A 15,543-nucleotide genomic window follows, 5' to 3' on the forward strand; every position below is an offset into this window, starting at 1 on the left:
GCGATGGGGAGGCGGGAAAGAGGCGGGGCGGGGCGGCGGCCGTGGGGGATCGGGGCGCATGCGGTGGCGGGGGAGGGCGGATACGCTGCGGCCATGAGTGAGGGCTGGGCCGAGCAGCGGCGTCGTGCGATCGAGGCGCATGCGGCGGCCCGGCAGGCGGTCCGGGACGGGGAGGCGGCGCGGGCGCGGGAGCTGCTGGCCGGGTTCGTACGGGAGGCGCGGGAGCGGGGCCTCGAGGCCGAGGCGCTGACGGCCGTGGCCTACGGCGGTGGCGGTGGGCGGCTGCGGACCGGGCTTCGAGGGTGGTATCTCCGGGTGGACCGGTCGGTGGCGGTCGGTACGGACGGGGAGTTCTATGCGCTCAGCGCGCCGGGCGGGCTGCTGGCGCGGCTGACCGGCGTGACCGTGGCGCCGTCCGAGCCCCGGCTGATCGTGGGCGAGGGCGGCCGGGACGGGGACTCGGTGCCGCTGGCCGAGTTGCTGCGCCGCCGGCTGGGTGACGCATGATCGAGCTCGACGGGACGCCGGAGCCGCAGAAGGAGCCGCGCTGGGGATGGCTCTGGGCGTACCCGCTGGTGGTGGTGTTGATCGCGGCGGTCTGGCTGGGGGTGCGCGGCCGGGCAGAGGAGGAGATGGGGGAGGAGTTCACGGCGCACGTGGCCGTGCAGGACGAGGTGCACGTGGCGGCCGGCGAGGTCCGGCTGCGTGGCGTGGCGACCGTGACGAACGTGGACGACGAGGCCGCGGTGGTGCACGCGGTGCACGCGGAGTGGCCGGGCGTGCGGATCGCGATGAACGAGGAGCGGCCGCACCGGATGAGTCCGGGCGGGACCGCGCCGATGGGCGTGACCATCACGATGACCTGCGTGCACGACGCGCTTGCGGGCGCGGTGGGGCGCGCGGTGGTGGACCGGTCGCCGGGCGGGGACCGGGGCGAGGTGGATCTGCCGATAACGGCGGCGCGGCCGTGGCCGGTGATGCGGCTGAAAGCGTGCGAGGTGCTGGCGCACGATCCCGCCGGCTGAAACCGGGTGGGGGTAGGGTGTGCCGGTGTCGCAGACCATCGAGCTGGACGTGGCAGCGCCGTCCCCGGAGCGCACAGACCAAGGCTGGCTGGCCTATCAGCGTCGGCGGCTCTCCGCGTACCCACTGGTCATGCTCTTGATCGTGTTTTTCGGCGCGGGAGCGGTGGCGGGCGGTGGCGGTGTGTATCTCGCGCTGCGGCCGAGCGCGCCGCAGGAGGCGCCGTCGGCGGAGCCGGAGCTGACGATCTCGCGGGACCCGAAGTTCTTCCAGGTCTCGCGGGCGGGGGCGGAGGCGCGGGCGTACGGCAGGATCGTCGTCTCCAACACCGGCCGGGCCGAGGTGGTGGTGTACGCGGTGTCCGCCGAGGCGAACGGGCTGCGGATGACCACGGTCGAGGAGAAGGCGCGCTGGCTGCAGCCGGGCGGGACGATCGAGATCGACGTGACGATCCTGTTCGACTGCACGTCCGAGTCGCCGGTGCCGGCCTCGACGCGGGTGCTGGTCGAGTCGGCGGACGGGGCGCGCAGCGAGATCGGGTCCACGATGGACCTGGCGGCGGCCGGCTGGCCCGCGACCTACGTGACGTCATGCGAGCCGAAGTAAGGAAACGATGTTCGCGCTGACCGTCGACGACGACCTGCGGCTGACGCTGGCGGAGCCGCACCACGCGGAGCCGATCACGGCGCTGATGCTGCGTAACCAGGACCGGCTGGCGCGATGGCAGCCGTGGGCGGCGTACCGGCCGTCGGTGGAGAGCACCCGGTCGTACATCCGTGGTTGCCTGGACCGGTTCGCGGAGGGGCGCGAGACGTACCTGATGATCGAGCACGACGGGGTGCCGGTCGGCGCGTGCGGCATGCGGCGGGACGCGCAGACGCTGATCGCGGACATCGGCTACTGGCTCGACGCGGACGCGGAGGGGAAGGGCCTGGTCACGCGCGCGGTGACGGCGCTGACCGATGCGGCGTTCGACAGCTACGGCATGCGCCGCGCGGAGATCCGCACGATGGTGACGAACAAGCGGGCGCGTGCGGTCGCGGAACGCTGCGGCTACGACTTCGAGGGCGTGCTGCGGCGGGCCATGCGTTTCCCGGACCGCAACGAGGACGTGGCGCTCTACGGGATCGTAGAGCGCCACGCCTGAGCGGTCAGGCGCCCCAGCCGGCCTGTTCGCCGCCGACCCGGTCCGCGACGATCCTCTCCTGGTAACCGCTGCGCTTGTACGCCGCGACCGGGTTCGGGTCGAGGCCGAGCTCCTCGCGGACCTCGCCGAGCAGCGGCCGGACGTCCGTGTTGTACGCGTCCATCAGGATCGCGTTCGACTCCAGCACGTCGCCCTCGGCCTGCGCCTTGAACAGCGCGTCGCGGTCCACCAGCAGCGCCTTCGCGGTCGCCTCCTGGATGTTCATCACGGACCGGATGATCGCCGGGATCTTCGCCTCGATGTTGTGGCACTGGTCGAGCATGAAGTTGATCCCGTAGGACGGCGAGAGAGCAGAAGCCCGGACGATCTCGTACATGATCCGGAACAGCTGGAACGGGTCGGCCGCGCCGGCCATCAGGTCGTCGTCCGCGTAGAACCGGCTGTTGAAGTCGAACGCGCCGAGCTTCCCCTGCCGGAGCAGGAACGCCACGATGAACTCGATGTTCGTGCCGGGCGCGTGGTGGCCGGTGTCGATGCAGACCGTCGCCTTCGGGCCCAGCTCGATGCAGTGCGCGTAGGACGTGCCCCAGTCCGGCACGTCGGTGGCGTAGAACGCGGGCTCGAAGAGCTTGTACTCCAGCACGATCCGCTGCTCGTCGCTCAGCCGGTCGTAGGCCTCGCGCAGCGACGCCGCCAGCCGGTCCTGGCGGGACCGCAGGTCGTCCTGGCCCGGGTAGTTGAGGCCGTCGGAGAACCACAGTTTCAGGTCGCGCGAGCCGGTCCGGTCCATGATGTCCACGGCTTCGAGCAGGTGGTCCGTGGCCTTGCGGCGGATCGCCGGGTCGGGGTTGGTGACCGAGCCGAGCTTGTAGTCGTCGTCCTGGAAGACGTTCGTGTTGATCGCGCCGAGTCTGACGCCGTTCTCCACGGCGAAGGACGACAGAGCGGAGTAGTCCGCGACCTTGTCCCACGGGATGTGCAGCGCCACGCTCGGTGCGACGCCGGTGAAGCGGTGGACCGTGGCCGCGTCCGCGATCTTCTCCTCGGGCGTGCGCGGCACCCCGGCCTGCGCGAACACCTTGAACCGGGTACCCGAGTTGCCGAACGCCCAGGACGGCGTCTCGATCTGCTGCTCGCGAAGCGCCTGCTTCACCGCGTTCAGGTCAGCCATGTCACTCACTCTTCCGTAGCTGGTCGTCCAGGTTGAACACCTCGGTCAGCAGCACGAACCCCTCGTCCGGCGGCCCGCCGTCGATGCCGGTGAAGAACTGCGACATCTCCGACTGCCAGCGCTTGTTGACCTCGGTCCGTGCCATTGCGGCCTGTGCCGCGGCGAGGTCGTCCGCCTCGACGTATCCGATGAGCAGCCCGTCCGGGCGCAGAAACAGGGAGTAGTTGCGCCAGCCGGTGTCCCGCAGCGCGGCCAGCATGTCCGGCCAGACGGCCCTGTGCCGCGCGACGTACTCGTCGAGACGATCCGGCTTGACGTGCAGCTCAAAGCAGTACCGAGGCACAACTACTCCCTGTAGCGATCTAGAAGTCGAACTGGTCGATGTTCTGCGCGGTGAACTCGGTCGGCGGGCCGAGCACGATCTCGCCGTCCGCGGCGATCGTGTACTCGCCGAGCTTGCCGGCCGTGAACTTCTCGCCGGCCGCGCCGGTGATCTGGCCGGACGCGAGCGCGGCGCCGGCGTAGGCCGCCAGGTAGCCGATGTCGGACGGGACCCACAGCGAGAACTTCGAGACGGTGCCGTCCTTGACGTACTCCCGCATCTGGTTCGGCAGGCCCAGCCCGGTGATCGCGACCTTGCCCTTGAAGTTCGAGGAGGAGACGTAGCGCGCGGCCGCGGCGATACCCACCGTGGTCGGCGAGACGATGACCTTCAGGTTCGGGTACGACTGCAGCAGGCCCTGCGCCTCCTGGAACGACTTCTGGTCGTCGTCGTTGCCGTAGACCGTCTTGACCAGCTTGAGCTTGCTGTTCTCCGGCTTCTGCAGCTCCGCCTCGACGACCTTGATCCAGGCGTTCTGGTTGGTCGCGTTCGGCGTCGCGGAGAGGATCGCGATCTCGCCCTCGCCGCCGGCCAGCTCGTTCGCCATCTTCGCCAGGCTCTCGCCGATGCCCTGCGTGGTGGCCTGGTTGATGAAGACGTCGCGGCAGTCCTTCGACGCGTCCGAGTCGAACGAGACGATCTTGATGCCGGCCTGGCGAGCCTGGTTCAGCGACGGGCAGACCGCGTTCGGGTCGTTCGCCGCGATGCCGATCACGTCCTGCTGCTGCTGGATCAGCGTGTTGATGTAGCTGACCTGGCTGGATGCGGCCGCGTCGTTCGGCCCGACCAGCTTGTACTCGCCCTTGAGCTCGCCGACCGCGACCTCGCCGCCCCCGGCCAGCACGTCCGAGTAGGGGTTGTTCAGCTGCTTCGGCAGGAAGGCGATCTTCAGGCCCTCCTTGAGCGCGGCGTTCGGGTCCGCCTGCGCGGTGGAGGCCGGTCCGGCCCCGCCGGTCTCGTCGCCCTTGCTGGTGCCGCCGCACGCGGCGAGGCCTAGCGTCAGCAGCGACGCGGTGGCCACGGCCAGCGCGCGCGTGGAGTGGATCCTCATGATGTGCGTGCCCTTTCGGTGGGAGGTTTTCGGTGCCACGGGGGTGCCAAATGCAAGATCAAGAGCTCTGCGCGGGTACGGCTGCGCGCAGCCGCCGCTTCTGTAGCGCGTTCCGGGTGCCGGTGATGATGTTGGGGAGTAGCACCGACGCGATGAGCAGCACGCCGGTGACGATGTTCAGCGCCTGGCCGGACACGTCCTGCAGCCGCAGCGCGTTCTGCAGCGCGGCCAGCAGCAGCACGCCGGAGAGCACACCCCACAGGCTGCCCTTGCCGCCGAAGATCGAGACGCCGCCGAGCAGCACGGCCGCCACGACCGCCAGCTCCAGTCCGGCGCCGTTGTCCGCGCGGGCGCTGGAGTACCGCAGCGTCCAGAGCACGCCGGCCAGGCCCGCGACCGCGCCGCTGACCACGTACAGCCAGAACTTCGTGCGGGTCACGTTGATGCCGGAGAAGCGCGCGGCCTGGTCGTTCGCCCCGATCGCGAACAGCGACCGGCCGAACGGCGTCGCGTGCAGCACCACGCCGGCGATCACCGCGAGCACCACCAGGATGATGAGCACGTTCGGGACCGCGCCGCCGATCGTGCCGGTGACCCAGCCCGTGTAGGTCCACGGGAAGTCCGCCACCGCGGCGTCGCCCAGCACCACGAGCGCCAGGCCCCGGTAGAGCGCCAGCGTGCCGATCGTGACCGCCAGCGACGGCAGCCCGAGCCGGTTGATCAGGAAGCCGTTGACGGCGCCGAGCAGCGCGCCGGCCAGCACGCACAGCGGCATGATCGTCTCGATGGTCAGGCCGCGGTTCCACAGGTCGCCCATGATCGCGCTGGTCAGGCCCAGCGTGCTGGCCACGCTCAGGTCGATCTCGCCGGTGATCACGATCATCGTCATCGGCAGCGCGATCAGCGCGATCGGCAGCAGGTCCAGGATCAGGAACGTGAAGTTCGAGCTGTTCCCGAAGTTCTCCACACCGATGCTCGCGCCGATCAGGACCAGGACCGTGACGCCGATGATCGCGCTGTCCCAGCTCGCGAGCCGTCCCCTCAGCTCAGACATGTGAGTCCCTCTTCCTCAGCGACCGGGCGATGCGTACCGCGACCAGCCGGTCCGCGCCGATGGCCAGCACGATCAGCGCGCCGACGATGGCCTGCTGCCAGAACTGGTTGATGTCCAGGACCGCGAGCGCGCTGCCGATGACCGTGAGCAGCAACGCGCCGAGGCCGGCGCCCCAGATCGTGCCGCTGCCGCCGAACACCGCCACGCCGCCGACCACCACGGCCGCGACGACCTGCAGCTCGTAACCGTTGCCGGAGGCCGCGTCGACCGTGCCGAACCGGGACGCGTAGAGCACGCCGCCGAGGCCGGCCAGCGCGCCGCTGATCACGAACGCGACCAGCGTGTTCCGCGCGATCTTGATGCCGGCCAGTCCGGCCGCCTGCGGGCTGGAACCCATCGCGTACAGCTCGCGGCCGATCCGGTAGTTGCGCATCATCACGCCGACGCCGGCGATCACCGCCAGCGCGATGATGACCAGCCACGGCACGCCGAGCAGGTCGCTGTTCGCGAAGCGCAGGAAGTGCCGGGGCACCTCGTCCGCCGTGACCTGCTGGCCGCCGGCCCAGGAGTAGGTGAGGCCGCGGTAGGCGTACATCGTGCCGAGCGTGACCACCAGCGCGGGCACGTTGCCGAAGTGGACCAGCGCGCCGTTGACCACGCCGGCCACCGCGCCGATCCCGAGGCCGAGCGCGAGCGCGGCCACCATCGGCAGGTCCTGGTTGTGCTGCATCACGGTCGCGACCGCGAACGCGCTGAGGCCGAGCACGGAACCGACGCTCAGGTCGATGTGCCGGGTGATCACCACGACCGCCATGCCGGACGCGAGCACCGCCAGGATCGCGGTGTTCAGCAGGATGTCCCTTATGCTCTGCGACGACAGGAACCGGGACTGGTTTATCGCGGTGTAGGCGACCAGCGCCACCAGCGCCAGCACGATGCCCATCTCGCGCTGGCGGAAGACGTACCCGAGGCTGCGTCCTGGCTTTTGATCTTGCTTGTGGATCTCCGTGACCGCGACGCTCATGCCGTCACCTCCGCTGCGCTCCGGCGCCGGCCTGAGTCAGGGCACTGAGCTGCTGATTCGCTCGCAAGCTCGCTCATGCCGTCACCTCCGCTGCGCTCCGGCGCCGGCCTGAGTCAGGGCACTGAGCTCCCGATTCGCTCGCAAGCTCGCTCATGCCGTCACCTTCTGTCCCATCGCCGCGTACATCACGGACTCCTCGGTGGCCTCGGCGCGGGAGAGTTCCGCGACCAGGTGGCCCTCGCGCAGCACCAGCACCCGGTCCGCCATGCCGAGCACCTCGGGCAGCTCGGAGGAGACCATCACCACGGCCATCCCGTCCGCGGCCAGCGACGACATCAGCCGGTGCACCTCGGCCTTGGTGCCGACGTCGATGCCGCGGGTGGGCTCGTCCACGATCAGCAGCTTCGGGCCGGTGGCCAGCCACTTGGCCAGCACGACCTTCTGCTGGTTGCCGCCGGAGAGCGTGCCGACCGCGTCGGAGAGCCTGCCGAATCTGGTCTGCAGCTTCCGCGTCCAGCTCTCGGCCTCGCGCTTCTCCGTGCCGCCGAACAGCAGGCCGAGCCGGGCGAGCGCGCCGGAGCGGGGGAGCGTCACGTTCCGCGCGATCGACAGGTCCATCACCAGGCCCTGCTGACGGCGGTCCTCCGGGACCAGCGCCAGGCCCGCGTTCATCGCGGCGCGCGGGTTGCGGGGCTTGAGCCGCTTGCCGTTGAAGACGACCGTTCCGCTGTCGTACGGGTCGACGCCGAACACGGCCTGCATGACCTCGGAGCGGCCGGAGCCGACCAGCCCGGCCAGCGCCACGATCTCGCCGGCCCGGACCTCGAAGCTGATGTCCCGGAACACACCCTCGCGGCTGAGGCCCTCGACCGTGAGCACCACGTCCCCGGCCGTCACCTCCTGCTTCGGGAAGAGCGCGGAGAGGTCGCGGCCGACCATCCGCCGGATCATGTCGTCGACGGAGAGATCCTCGACCTTCTCGGTGGCGACGTGCCGGCCGTCCCGCATGATCGTCACGCGCTGGCAGAGCGCGGTGATCTCCTCGAACCGGTGCGAGATGAACATGATCGCGGCGCCCTCGTCGCGCAGCGACCGGACGACGGAGAAGAGCCGCTCGACCTCGACGCCGGAGAGCGCGGCGGTCGGCTCGTCCATGATCAGCACGCGGGCCTTCGTGGAGAGCGCCTTCGCGATCTCGACGATCTGCTGGTCCGCGATGGAGAGGCCGCGGGCGGGCCGGTCCGGGTCGATGCGCACGCCGAGCCGGGCGAAGAGCCGCTCGGCCGTGGCCCGCATCGATCTGCGGTCGATCTGGCGCAACCGGGTCAGCGGCGCGTTGCCCATCGCGATGTTCTCCGCGACGGACAGGTCCGGGAAGAGCGTGGGCTCCTGGTAGATCACCGCGATGCCGGCCGCCTTCGCATCCGCGGGGGAGTGGAAGGTCCGGTTCTCGCCGTCGGCCCGCAACGTGCCGGTGTCCGGCCGATGCACGCCGGCCAGCATCTTGACGATCGTGGACTTGCCCGCGCCGTTCTCACCGACCAGCGCGTGGGCCTCGCCGGCGTACAGCGGGAAGGAGACCCCCTGCACCGCGGCCACCGCGCCGAAGGACTTGGAGACGTCCAGCACCTCGAGTAACGCCGGGCCTGACGACGTGCTTCGATCTGTCGTCACGGGCCACCTCCGCCTGTTGTCGGGGTCTGTTGAAATGTTTCAAGACGTGTAGGGCGACGTTAGGTGGCCCCGGTCACACGTGTCAAGCAGCGGAGAGAAATCGTTAGGAAACATGCCGTTCGCACGGATGTGCGTACCGTAAGGTGTCTCTACAACGTTTCAAAGGCGTCAGGAGTGCCCCGTGGTGAGCCAGCAACGTGCCCGGCCGGGCTCCCGCACGCCGTCGGTGAAGGACGTCGCCGCCGCCGCGGACGTCTCGCTCGGCACCGTCTCCAACGTGCTCAATCGTCCCGAGCGCGTCAGCCCCGCCACCCGCGAGCGCGTCGAGCGCGCCATGGCCGACCTCGGCTTCGTGCGCAACGAGTCCGCACGGCAGCTCCGGGCCGGGACCAGCCGCACGCTGGCCTACGTGATGCTCGACGCCACCAACCCGTTCTTCAACGACGTGGCGCAGGGCATCGAGCTCGCCGCCGAGGACGCGGACCTCTCTCTGTTCATCTGCAACAGCAACGGCCGTGCCGAACGGGAGGAGACGCACCTCGACCGCCTGCTCCAGCAGCGCGTCCAGGGCATCCTGATCACCCCGGTCAACGCGGACGCGCCGCACCTCGACGAGATCGCCCGCCGCGGCATCCCGGTCGTGATCGTCGACCGGCACCGCGAGTCCGACGCGTTCTGCTCCGTCGGCGTCGACGACGTGCTCGGCGGCCGGATCGCGGTTGAGCACCTGATCGAGCAGGGGCACTCGCGCGTCGCGTTCGTCGGCGGTCCCGACTCGATCGGCCAGGTCCGCGAGCGGCTGGAGGGCGCGCGCCAGATCTGGGCCGAGTTCGGCCGCAATCCGGAGGATCTGGTGTGGCTGCCGACCGACGCGCTCTCGGTCAGCGAGGGGCGGTCCGCCGGCGAGCGGCTGGCCGGGATAGCCGCGCGGCGTCGTCCGACCGCGGCGTTCTGTGCCAACGATCTGCTGGCGCTGGGGCTGCTCCAGCAGGCCGTCGGTGCCGGCGCGCGCGTGCCGGAGGATCTGGCGATCGTGGGCTTCGACGACATCGAGTTCGCGGCCGCGGCCGCGGTGCCGCTGACGTCGGTCCGGCAGCCGCGCCAGGAGCTGGGCCGCGCCGCCGCGAAACTCCTGCTGGACGAGGCCACGAATCCCCACCACCGCCACGAGCAGGCCACCTTCATCCCGGAGCTGGTCGCCCGCGCCTCGACGGCGAACCGGTCCGCGACGCAGTCCTGAGCCGGCAGGCGGGTGACGCGTCCTGACCGCCGCCGGGCACCGGCCCGCGACGGAGTCCTGAGGACGGTCGATCCGATCTTGACCCGCTGTGGCGTCGCATGGTGCGGTGTCTCTGTGGAGTCGGCCGGTTGCGCGCGGTGGCAACGTTGAACGTTTCATGCGACCGGGCAGGGCTTGACCCGCCGGACGCGCCCGCCGTAACCTGTCCGACATTCATGAAACGTTTCAGGGTAGCCAGTAGTCCCGACCATCCCGCGAGAAGGACACCATGACGAACCCCGCAGTACGTGACCTGCTGGAGCGCAGCAACCGGCTGGGCGCGGACCCGCGCAACACCAACTACGCCGGCGGCAACACCTCGGCGAAGGCGACGGAGACCGATCCGGTGACCGGCGCGCCGACGGACCTGCTCTGGGTGAAGGGGTCCGGCGGCGATCTCGGCACGCTCACCGAGGCCGGGCTCGCGGTGCTGCGGCTGGACCGGCTGCGCGCGCTGGTGGGCGTCTACCCCGGCGTGGAGCGCGAGGACGAGATGGTCGCGGCGTTCGACTACTGCCTGCACGGGCGCGGGGGTGCGGCGCCGTCGATCGACACCGCGATGCACGGGCTGGTGGAGGCGCCGCACGTCGACCACCTGCACCCGGACGCGGGCATCGCGATCGCCACGGCCGCGGACGGGCCCGCGCTGACCAAGGAGATCTTCGGCGACCGGGTCGTCTGGGTGCCGTGGCGGCGGCCGGGCTTCCAGCTCGGGCTGGACATCGCGGCCGTACAGGCGGCGAACCCGCAGGCGATCGGCTGCATCCTCGGCGGCCACGGCATCACCGCGTGGGGCGGCACCGGCGCGGAGTCGGAGCGCAACTCGCTCACCATCATCGAGACCGCGGCCGCCTACATCGAGGCGCACGGGCGGCCGGAGCCGTTCGGCGCGACGGTCACCGAGCCGCTGCCGGAGGAGGAGCGCCACGCCCGCGCGGCCGCGCTGTTCCCGGTGATCCGGGGGCTGGCGTCGACCGATCGCGCGCAGGTCGGCCACTACACGGACGTGCCCGAGGTGCTCGACTTCGTGGGCCGGGCGCGTCTGCACGAGCTGGCGGAGAAGGGGACGTCCTGTCCGGACCACTTCCTCCGTACCAAGGTGAAGCCGTTGGTTTTGGATCTTGGACCCACCGCGGGCATCGAGGAGACCGTCCAGCGGCTGAAGGAGCTGCACGAGGCCTACCGCGAGGACTATCGCGCCTACTACGAGCGCCACGCCACGCCGGACTCCCCGGCGATCCGCGGCGCCGATCCGGCGATCGTGCTGGTGCCGGGCGTGGGCATGTTCTCGTTCGGGGCGAACAAGCAGACCGCGCGCGTCGCCGGCGAGTTCTACGTCAACGCGATCAACGTGATGCGCGGCGCGGAGGCGCTGTCCAGCTACGCGCCGATCGACGAGTCGGAGAAGTTCCGGATCGAGTACTGGGCGCTGGAGGAGGCCAAGCTGCAACGGCTGCCGAAGCCGAAGCCGCTGGCCACGCGCGTGGCGTTCGTGACCGGCGGCGGTTCCGGCATCGGCCGGGCGATCGCGCTGCGGCTCGCGGCCGAGGGCGCCTGCGTGGTGGTCGCGGATCGCAACTTTGAGGGCGCGCAGAACGTCGCGGCGGAGATCGGCGGGACCGACCAGGCGATCGCGGTCGCGGCGGACGTCACGGACGGCGACGCGGTGGCGCGTGCCATCACGCAGGCCACGCTCGCGTTCGGCGGCGTCGACCTGATCGTCAACAACGCCGGCCTCTCCGTCTCCAAGCCGCTGCTGGAGACCACCGAGGCGGACTGGGACCTGCAGCACGACGTGATGGCCAGAGGCTCGTTCCTGGTCTCCCGCGAGGCGGCGAGGGTGCTGGTCGCGCAGGGGATGGGCGGCGACATCGTCTACATCTCGTCGAAGAACTCGCTGTTCGCCGGGCCGAACAACGTGGCCTACGGCGCGGCCAAGGCGGACCAGGCGCACCAGGTCCGGCTGCTCGCGGCCGAGCTGGGCGGCCACGGGATCCGGGTGAACGGCATCAACCCGGACGGCGTGGTCCGCGGCTCCGGCATCTTCGCCGGCGGCTGGGGCGCGAAGCGGGCCGCGGTCTACGGCGTGCCCGAGGAGGAGCTGGGCGCCTACTACGCGCAGCGCACGCTGCTCAAGCGCGAGGTGCTGCCGGAGCACGTGGCGAACGCGGTCTTCGTGCTGACCGCGGGCGAGCTGTCACACACCACCGGGCTGCACATCCCGGTCGACGCCGGCGTCGCGGCCGCCTTCCTCCGATGACCGCGGGCACACCGGCGGCCGTGCGGACCTTCGCCGCCGTCGACCTCGGCGCCTCCTCCGGCCGCGTCGTCCGCGCCACGCTCGCCGGGAACGATCTGCACCTCGACGAGGTGCACCGCTTCCCGAACGAGCCGGTCAGCGTGAACGGCACGCTGCACTGGGACGTCCTCGCGCTCTACCGCGGCGTGCTGGAGGGCCTGCGCAAGGCGGGCCCGGTGGACAGCATCGGCATCGACTCCTGGGCCGTCGACTACGGACTGATCGACGGCACGGGCGCGCTGCTCGGCAACCCGGTCCACTACCGGGACGCGCGCACCACCGGCCTCTGGCGGGACGTGGCCGCGCGGCTCGGCGAGGAGCGGCTCTACGCCACCACCGGCCTGCAGCAGCTGAACTTCAACACGCTCTACCAACTGTCCGCCGCCGCCGGGACGCCGCAGCTCGGCGCCGCCCGGCACGTGCTGATGATCCCGGACCTGATCGCCTACTGGCTGACCGGTCAGATCGGCGCGGAGATCACCAACGCGTCCACCACGCAGCTCTTCGACCTGCGCGAGCGTGCCTGGTCGACCGATTTGATCACGGAGATCGGCCTCGACCGGGCGCTCTTCCCGCCGCTGCGCGAGCCGGGCACGGTGATCGGCCGGGCCCGCGAGCTCGCCGGCGAGCCGGTCGTCGTCGCGGTCGGCTCGCACGACACCGCGTCCGCCGTGGTCGCGGTGCCGGCCGAGGGGGCGGATTTCGCGTACATCTCCTGCGGCACCTGGTCCCTGGTCGGTGTGGAGCTGGACGCGCCGGTGCTCTCCGAGGCGAGTCGCGCGGCGAACTTCACCAACGAGGGCGGTGTCGACGGCACCATCCGCTATCTGCGCAACGTGATGGGCCTCTGGCTGCTCCAGGAGTCCTGTCGCGCGTGGGGCGACCCGGACCTGCCCGCGCTGATCGAGGCCGCCGCGACGGCGGAGCCGTTCCGCTCCGTCATCGACCCGGACCATCCGGACTTCCTGCCGCCCGGTGACATGCCGGCCCGGATCGCCGACTTCTGCCGGCGCACCGGCCAGCCGATCCCCACCGATAAAGCACAATATGTCCGGACAATTCTGGATAGCCTCGCGCTGGCCCATCGCCGCACGGTGGTGGAGGCGTCCGTGCTGTCCGATAAGCGGATCGACGTCGTGCACGTGGTCGGCGGCGGCGCCCGCAACACGCTGCTCTGCCAGCTCACCGCGGACGCCTGCGGCCTGCCGGTGCTGGCCGGCCCGGTCGAGGCGACCGCGCTCGGCAACGTGCTGGTCCAGGCCCGCGCGGCCGGCGCGACCGGCCCGTCCCTGTCCGACCTGCGCGCGCTGCTGCGCGACGCGCAGCCGCTCGTCCGCTACGAGCCCACCGGCGACCAGGCCGCCTGGGACGCCGCCGCCACGCGTCTGGGCTGGGAAAACCCTTAGAAGCATCACATGGTACGGCCCGCGCCGCGGCCCCCTCGAGCTCTGAGCCCGAGGGGGCCGTCCTCGTGCAGTGCGGGCGGCCGCGGGCGGGCCGCGCTCCGGCGAGCCGGTGTCCCCGGGCGTGACCACGCCCGAGGCCGGTGCCGGGTCGTCGCGCCCCGCGGTGCGGTGACCCGGCACCCGGGTGAGGCGCGGTGAAAAGCCGTCGCGGGCGCGGCGGGGCGCGCGTAGCCTGCGGGAAACCTGAGGAATGAGGGAGTGGTGACCTATGACCGTCGTCGGTGCCGGGCCAGTGGAGGAGACCGAGAACCGAGACGTGAGGACACCTGAGAGTGGATATTCCGAACTACTTCGTCGTCCGGGAGAGTAGCCAGCGGGTCATGAACCCGATCGAGCCGTCGCAGCTGGCGACGCTCGGCGCGGCACTGCGACTTCCGTCCGGGACCACGGTCCTGGATCTCGCCTGCGGCAAGGGCGAGCTGCTCTGCACCTGGGCCCGCGACCACGGCATCGTCGGCACCGGCGTGGACATCGGCACCGCGTTCCTGGCCGCCGCGCGTGCGCGGGCGGCCGAGCTGCGCGTCGAGGACCGGGTCGTCTTCGTGCACGGTGACGCCGGGAAGCACGTGGCGGACGCGCCGGTGGACGTGGTCGCCTGCATCGGCGCGACCTGGATCGGCGGTGACACGCCGGGCACGATCCGGCTCATGGAACAGAGCGCCGGCGAGAAGGGGCTGCTGCTGGTCGGCGACGTCTACTGGCGGGCCGACCCGCCGCCGGAGGCCGTGACCGCGCTCTTCGGCGACCTGCACGGCGTGGACTGCCTGTCTCTGCGCGGGCAGGTCGAGCGGTTTCACGAGCTGGGCTACGACGTGGTCGAGATGATCACGGCGGACGAGCGCGGCTGGGATCGTTACGTGGCCGCGAGCTGGATGAACATGCGGCAGTGGCTGGACGCGAATCCGGGCGATCCGCTGGCGCCGGAGATGAGGTCCGACCTGACCCGGTCCCAGCTGCATCATGTGCGCTGGCAGCGGCCGTACCTCGGCTGGGGGATCTTCGCCCTGCAACGTCGCTGAGGGTTTGTGCCGGTGACGGCCGGGGCACTGTCCCACCTGGACGGTGCCCCGATCGTCGGTAACGGAACGTCAAGATCGGTCTGCTAGCGTTCGCGCCGTTCCATAAGCGAAGTGGCTGGAGGATCCATGGCTGTCACCGGTGACCTGAGCAAGATCGTTGACAAGGAGTACCAGGACAAGTCGCTCGAGGAGATCGCGGCCGCGCCGGTCGCGGCCCTCGCCGGCATCAGCGAGAACGGTGCCAAGCACCTGCGCGACGCCCTGGGCATCAAGACGATCGGTGAGCTGGGCCGGAACAAGTACTTCCGCGCCTCCGCCGCGATCGTCGACCTGCTCGACGCCAAGTAGGACGGGCAAGAAGCACCAAAAAACGCAGCGGGGGTACGCGTACCCCCGCTGCGTTTCTGGATTTGATCTAGATCGACTCGTCCAGGGACGCGTTCCAGACCCCGGACGCCTCCTCGTGCGAGTGGACGCCCTCGTGGAAGGCGTCGGCGATCTTGAGGAACTCCTCCCGCTCCACGTTGTCGAAGCCGAGGAACCTCGGGCGGTGCACGGCGAACCCGTCCCTGTCGGTGTGCGGACGGAACGGGACCGCCACCGCCATGGCACACCGCTCCGGGAAGTAGGAGACGGCGCGCACGATCAGCGCGTCGGTGCGCGGCGTGGCGGCCAGGTGGATGAACCCCTCGACGACGAGCGCGGCACGCGTGGCCGCGAACTCGTTGGACTCGAGCGCCTCCTGGCCGGTCAGGGCCGAGATGGTCGGGTCCTCGTCGGTGAACCGGGCCACGGCGCGGTCACCGCCGGCCTGCTCGTACCCCATGAGCGGGACGAGCGGGTCGCCACCGGACACGTTCCAGATGGCGTGTGCTGCGAAGAAACCGGCTAAGCGGGCTGTCTCTTGCATGGCTCGGAAGGATACGGCACCCGGGCTACGCCTCCTGTTGCACG

Annotated in this window: 16 protein-coding genes; 9 read left to right on the plus strand and 7 right to left on the minus strand. The window is 70.8% G+C overall.

From position 1 onward, the window contains the following. The first annotated feature begins 93 nt into the window (after positions 1-93). Genes OP04_RS25820 through OP04_RS25835 form a run of 4 tightly spaced genes read left to right on the plus strand, consistent with a single transcriptional unit; the run spans position 94 to position 2,170 of the window. Positions 94-507, plus strand: coding sequence for a hypothetical protein (locus OP04_RS25820; protein WP_033342446.1), 414 nt, complete (start codon positions 94-96; stop codon positions 505-507). Beyond that, positions 504-1,025 (plus strand): hypothetical protein, encoded by a 522-nt coding sequence (locus OP04_RS25825; RefSeq protein WP_033342447.1) that lies wholly within the window; start codon positions 504-506, stop codon positions 1,023-1,025. Before OP04_RS25820 ends, OP04_RS25825 begins: the two co-directional genes overlap by 4 nt. Before the next feature lie 25 nt (positions 1,026-1,050). After that, complete coding sequence (locus tag OP04_RS25830) at positions 1,051-1,629, plus strand: hypothetical protein (protein WP_157240336.1); 579 nt, start codon at positions 1,051-1,053, stop codon at positions 1,627-1,629. 7 nt (positions 1,630-1,636) lie between these two features. Beyond that, positions 1,637-2,170 carry a GNAT family N-acetyltransferase gene (locus OP04_RS25835; RefSeq protein WP_033342449.1) on the plus strand — a complete coding sequence of 178 codons (534 nt, stop codon included), beginning with the start codon at positions 1,637-1,639 and terminating at the stop codon, positions 2,168-2,170. Between the two features lie 4 nt (positions 2,171-2,174). On the opposite strand, the gene rhaI is transcribed toward OP04_RS25835, so the two are convergent. From rhaI to OP04_RS25865, 6 genes are all read right to left on the minus strand, one after another. After that, a complete protein-coding gene (gene rhaI / locus OP04_RS25840; protein WP_033342450.1) occupies positions 2,175-3,341 on the minus strand; it encodes an L-rhamnose isomerase in 1,167 nt (388 codons plus the stop codon). Between the two features lies 1 nt (position 3,342). Beyond that, positions 3,343-3,684, minus strand: coding sequence for an L-rhamnose mutarotase (locus OP04_RS25845; protein ID WP_033342451.1), 342 nt, complete (start codon positions 3,682-3,684; stop codon positions 3,343-3,345). 19 nt (positions 3,685-3,703) lie between these two features. Further along, positions 3,704-4,774 (minus strand): rhamnose ABC transporter substrate-binding protein, encoded by a 1,071-nt coding sequence (rhaS, locus tag OP04_RS25850; protein ID WP_033342452.1) that lies wholly within the window; start codon positions 4,772-4,774, stop codon positions 3,704-3,706. A gap of 58 nt (positions 4,775-4,832) precedes the next feature. Beyond that, positions 4,833-5,828, minus strand: coding sequence for an ABC transporter permease (locus OP04_RS25855; protein ID WP_033342453.1), 996 nt, complete (start codon positions 5,826-5,828; stop codon positions 4,833-4,835). Further along, complete coding sequence (locus tag OP04_RS25860) at positions 5,821-6,852, minus strand: ABC transporter permease (RefSeq protein WP_051799005.1); 1,032 nt, start codon at positions 6,850-6,852, stop codon at positions 5,821-5,823. Before OP04_RS25860 ends, OP04_RS25855 begins: the two co-directional genes overlap by 8 nt. A gap of 150 nt (positions 6,853-7,002) precedes the next feature. Further along, on the minus strand, positions 7,003-8,526 hold the full coding sequence (locus tag OP04_RS25865; RefSeq protein WP_033342454.1) for a sugar ABC transporter ATP-binding protein: 1,524 nt from the start codon (positions 8,524-8,526) through the stop codon (positions 7,003-7,005). Positions 8,527-8,710: 184 nt separating this feature from the next. Here OP04_RS25865 and OP04_RS25870 point away from each other — a divergent pair, with 184 nt between their 5' ends. From OP04_RS25870 to OP04_RS25890, 5 genes are all read left to right on the plus strand, one after another. Further along, positions 8,711-9,766, plus strand: coding sequence for a LacI family DNA-binding transcriptional regulator (locus OP04_RS25870; RefSeq protein WP_198153979.1), 1,056 nt, complete (start codon positions 8,711-8,713; stop codon positions 9,764-9,766). Positions 9,767-10,034: 268 nt separating this feature from the next. Then, entirely contained in the window at positions 10,035-12,065 is a 2,031-nt protein-coding gene (locus OP04_RS25875; RefSeq protein ID WP_033342455.1) for a bifunctional rhamnulose-1-phosphate aldolase/short-chain dehydrogenase, read from the plus strand. Next, positions 12,062-13,510 carry a rhamnulokinase gene (locus OP04_RS25880; RefSeq protein ID WP_051799007.1) on the plus strand — a complete coding sequence of 483 codons (1,449 nt, stop codon included), beginning with the start codon at positions 12,062-12,064 and terminating at the stop codon, positions 13,508-13,510. Before OP04_RS25875 ends, OP04_RS25880 begins: the two co-directional genes overlap by 4 nt. Before the next feature lie 332 nt (positions 13,511-13,842). Continuing rightward, the gene (locus OP04_RS25885; protein ID WP_033342456.1) at positions 13,843-14,589 is read left to right on the plus strand and encodes an SAM-dependent methyltransferase; all 747 of its coding nucleotides are present in this window, start codon (positions 13,843-13,845) and stop codon (positions 14,587-14,589) included. Positions 14,590-14,715: 126 nt separating this feature from the next. After that, complete coding sequence (locus tag OP04_RS25890) at positions 14,716-14,937, plus strand: hypothetical protein (RefSeq protein WP_033342457.1); 222 nt, start codon at positions 14,716-14,718, stop codon at positions 14,935-14,937. Positions 14,938-15,004: 67 nt separating this feature from the next. Here OP04_RS25890 and OP04_RS25895 read toward each other — a convergent pair whose 3' ends face one another. Beyond that, a complete protein-coding gene (locus OP04_RS25895) occupies positions 15,005-15,499 on the minus strand; it encodes a hypothetical protein (protein WP_157240340.1) in 495 nt (164 codons plus the stop codon). Between the last annotated feature and the right edge of the window lie 44 nt (positions 15,500-15,543).

Origin of the sequence: Catenuloplanes japonicus (assembly GCF_000717135.1) — a bacterium.
GTDB lineage: Bacteria > Actinomycetota > Actinomycetes > Mycobacteriales > Micromonosporaceae > Catenuloplanes > Catenuloplanes japonicus.

Excerpts from the sequence above, each read along its gene's own strand:
- OP04_RS25825 (WP_033342447.1), top strand. The coding sequence starts at position 504 with ATGATCGAGCTCGACGGGACGCCGGAGCCGCAGAAGGAGCCGCGCTGG.
- rhaS (WP_033342452.1), bottom strand. The coding sequence starts at position 4,774 with ATGAGGATCCACTCCACGCGCGCGCTGGCCGTGGCCACCGCGTCGCTG.
- OP04_RS25890 (WP_033342457.1), top strand. The coding sequence starts at position 14,716 with ATGGCTGTCACCGGTGACCTGAGCAAGATCGTTGACAAGGAGTACCAG.
- OP04_RS25855 (WP_033342453.1), bottom strand. The coding sequence starts at position 5,828 with ATGTCTGAGCTGAGGGGACGGCTCGCGAGCTGGGACAGCGCGATCATC.
- OP04_RS25880 (WP_051799007.1), top strand. The coding sequence starts at position 12,062 with ATGACCGCGGGCACACCGGCGGCCGTGCGGACCTTCGCCGCCGTCGAC.
- rhaI (WP_033342450.1), bottom strand. The coding sequence starts at position 3,341 with ATGGCTGACCTGAACGCGGTGAAGCAGGCGCTTCGCGAGCAGCAGATC.
- OP04_RS25860 (WP_051799005.1), bottom strand. The coding sequence starts at position 6,852 with ATGAGCGTCGCGGTCACGGAGATCCACAAGCAAGATCAAAAGCCAGGA.
- OP04_RS25835 (WP_033342449.1), top strand. The coding sequence starts at position 1,637 with ATGTTCGCGCTGACCGTCGACGACGACCTGCGGCTGACGCTGGCGGAG.
- OP04_RS25875 (WP_033342455.1), top strand. The coding sequence starts at position 10,035 with ATGACGAACCCCGCAGTACGTGACCTGCTGGAGCGCAGCAACCGGCTG.
- OP04_RS25895 (WP_157240340.1), bottom strand. The coding sequence starts at position 15,499 with ATGCAAGAGACAGCCCGCTTAGCCGGTTTCTTCGCAGCACACGCCATC.
- OP04_RS25820 (WP_033342446.1), top strand. The coding sequence starts at position 94 with ATGAGTGAGGGCTGGGCCGAGCAGCGGCGTCGTGCGATCGAGGCGCAT.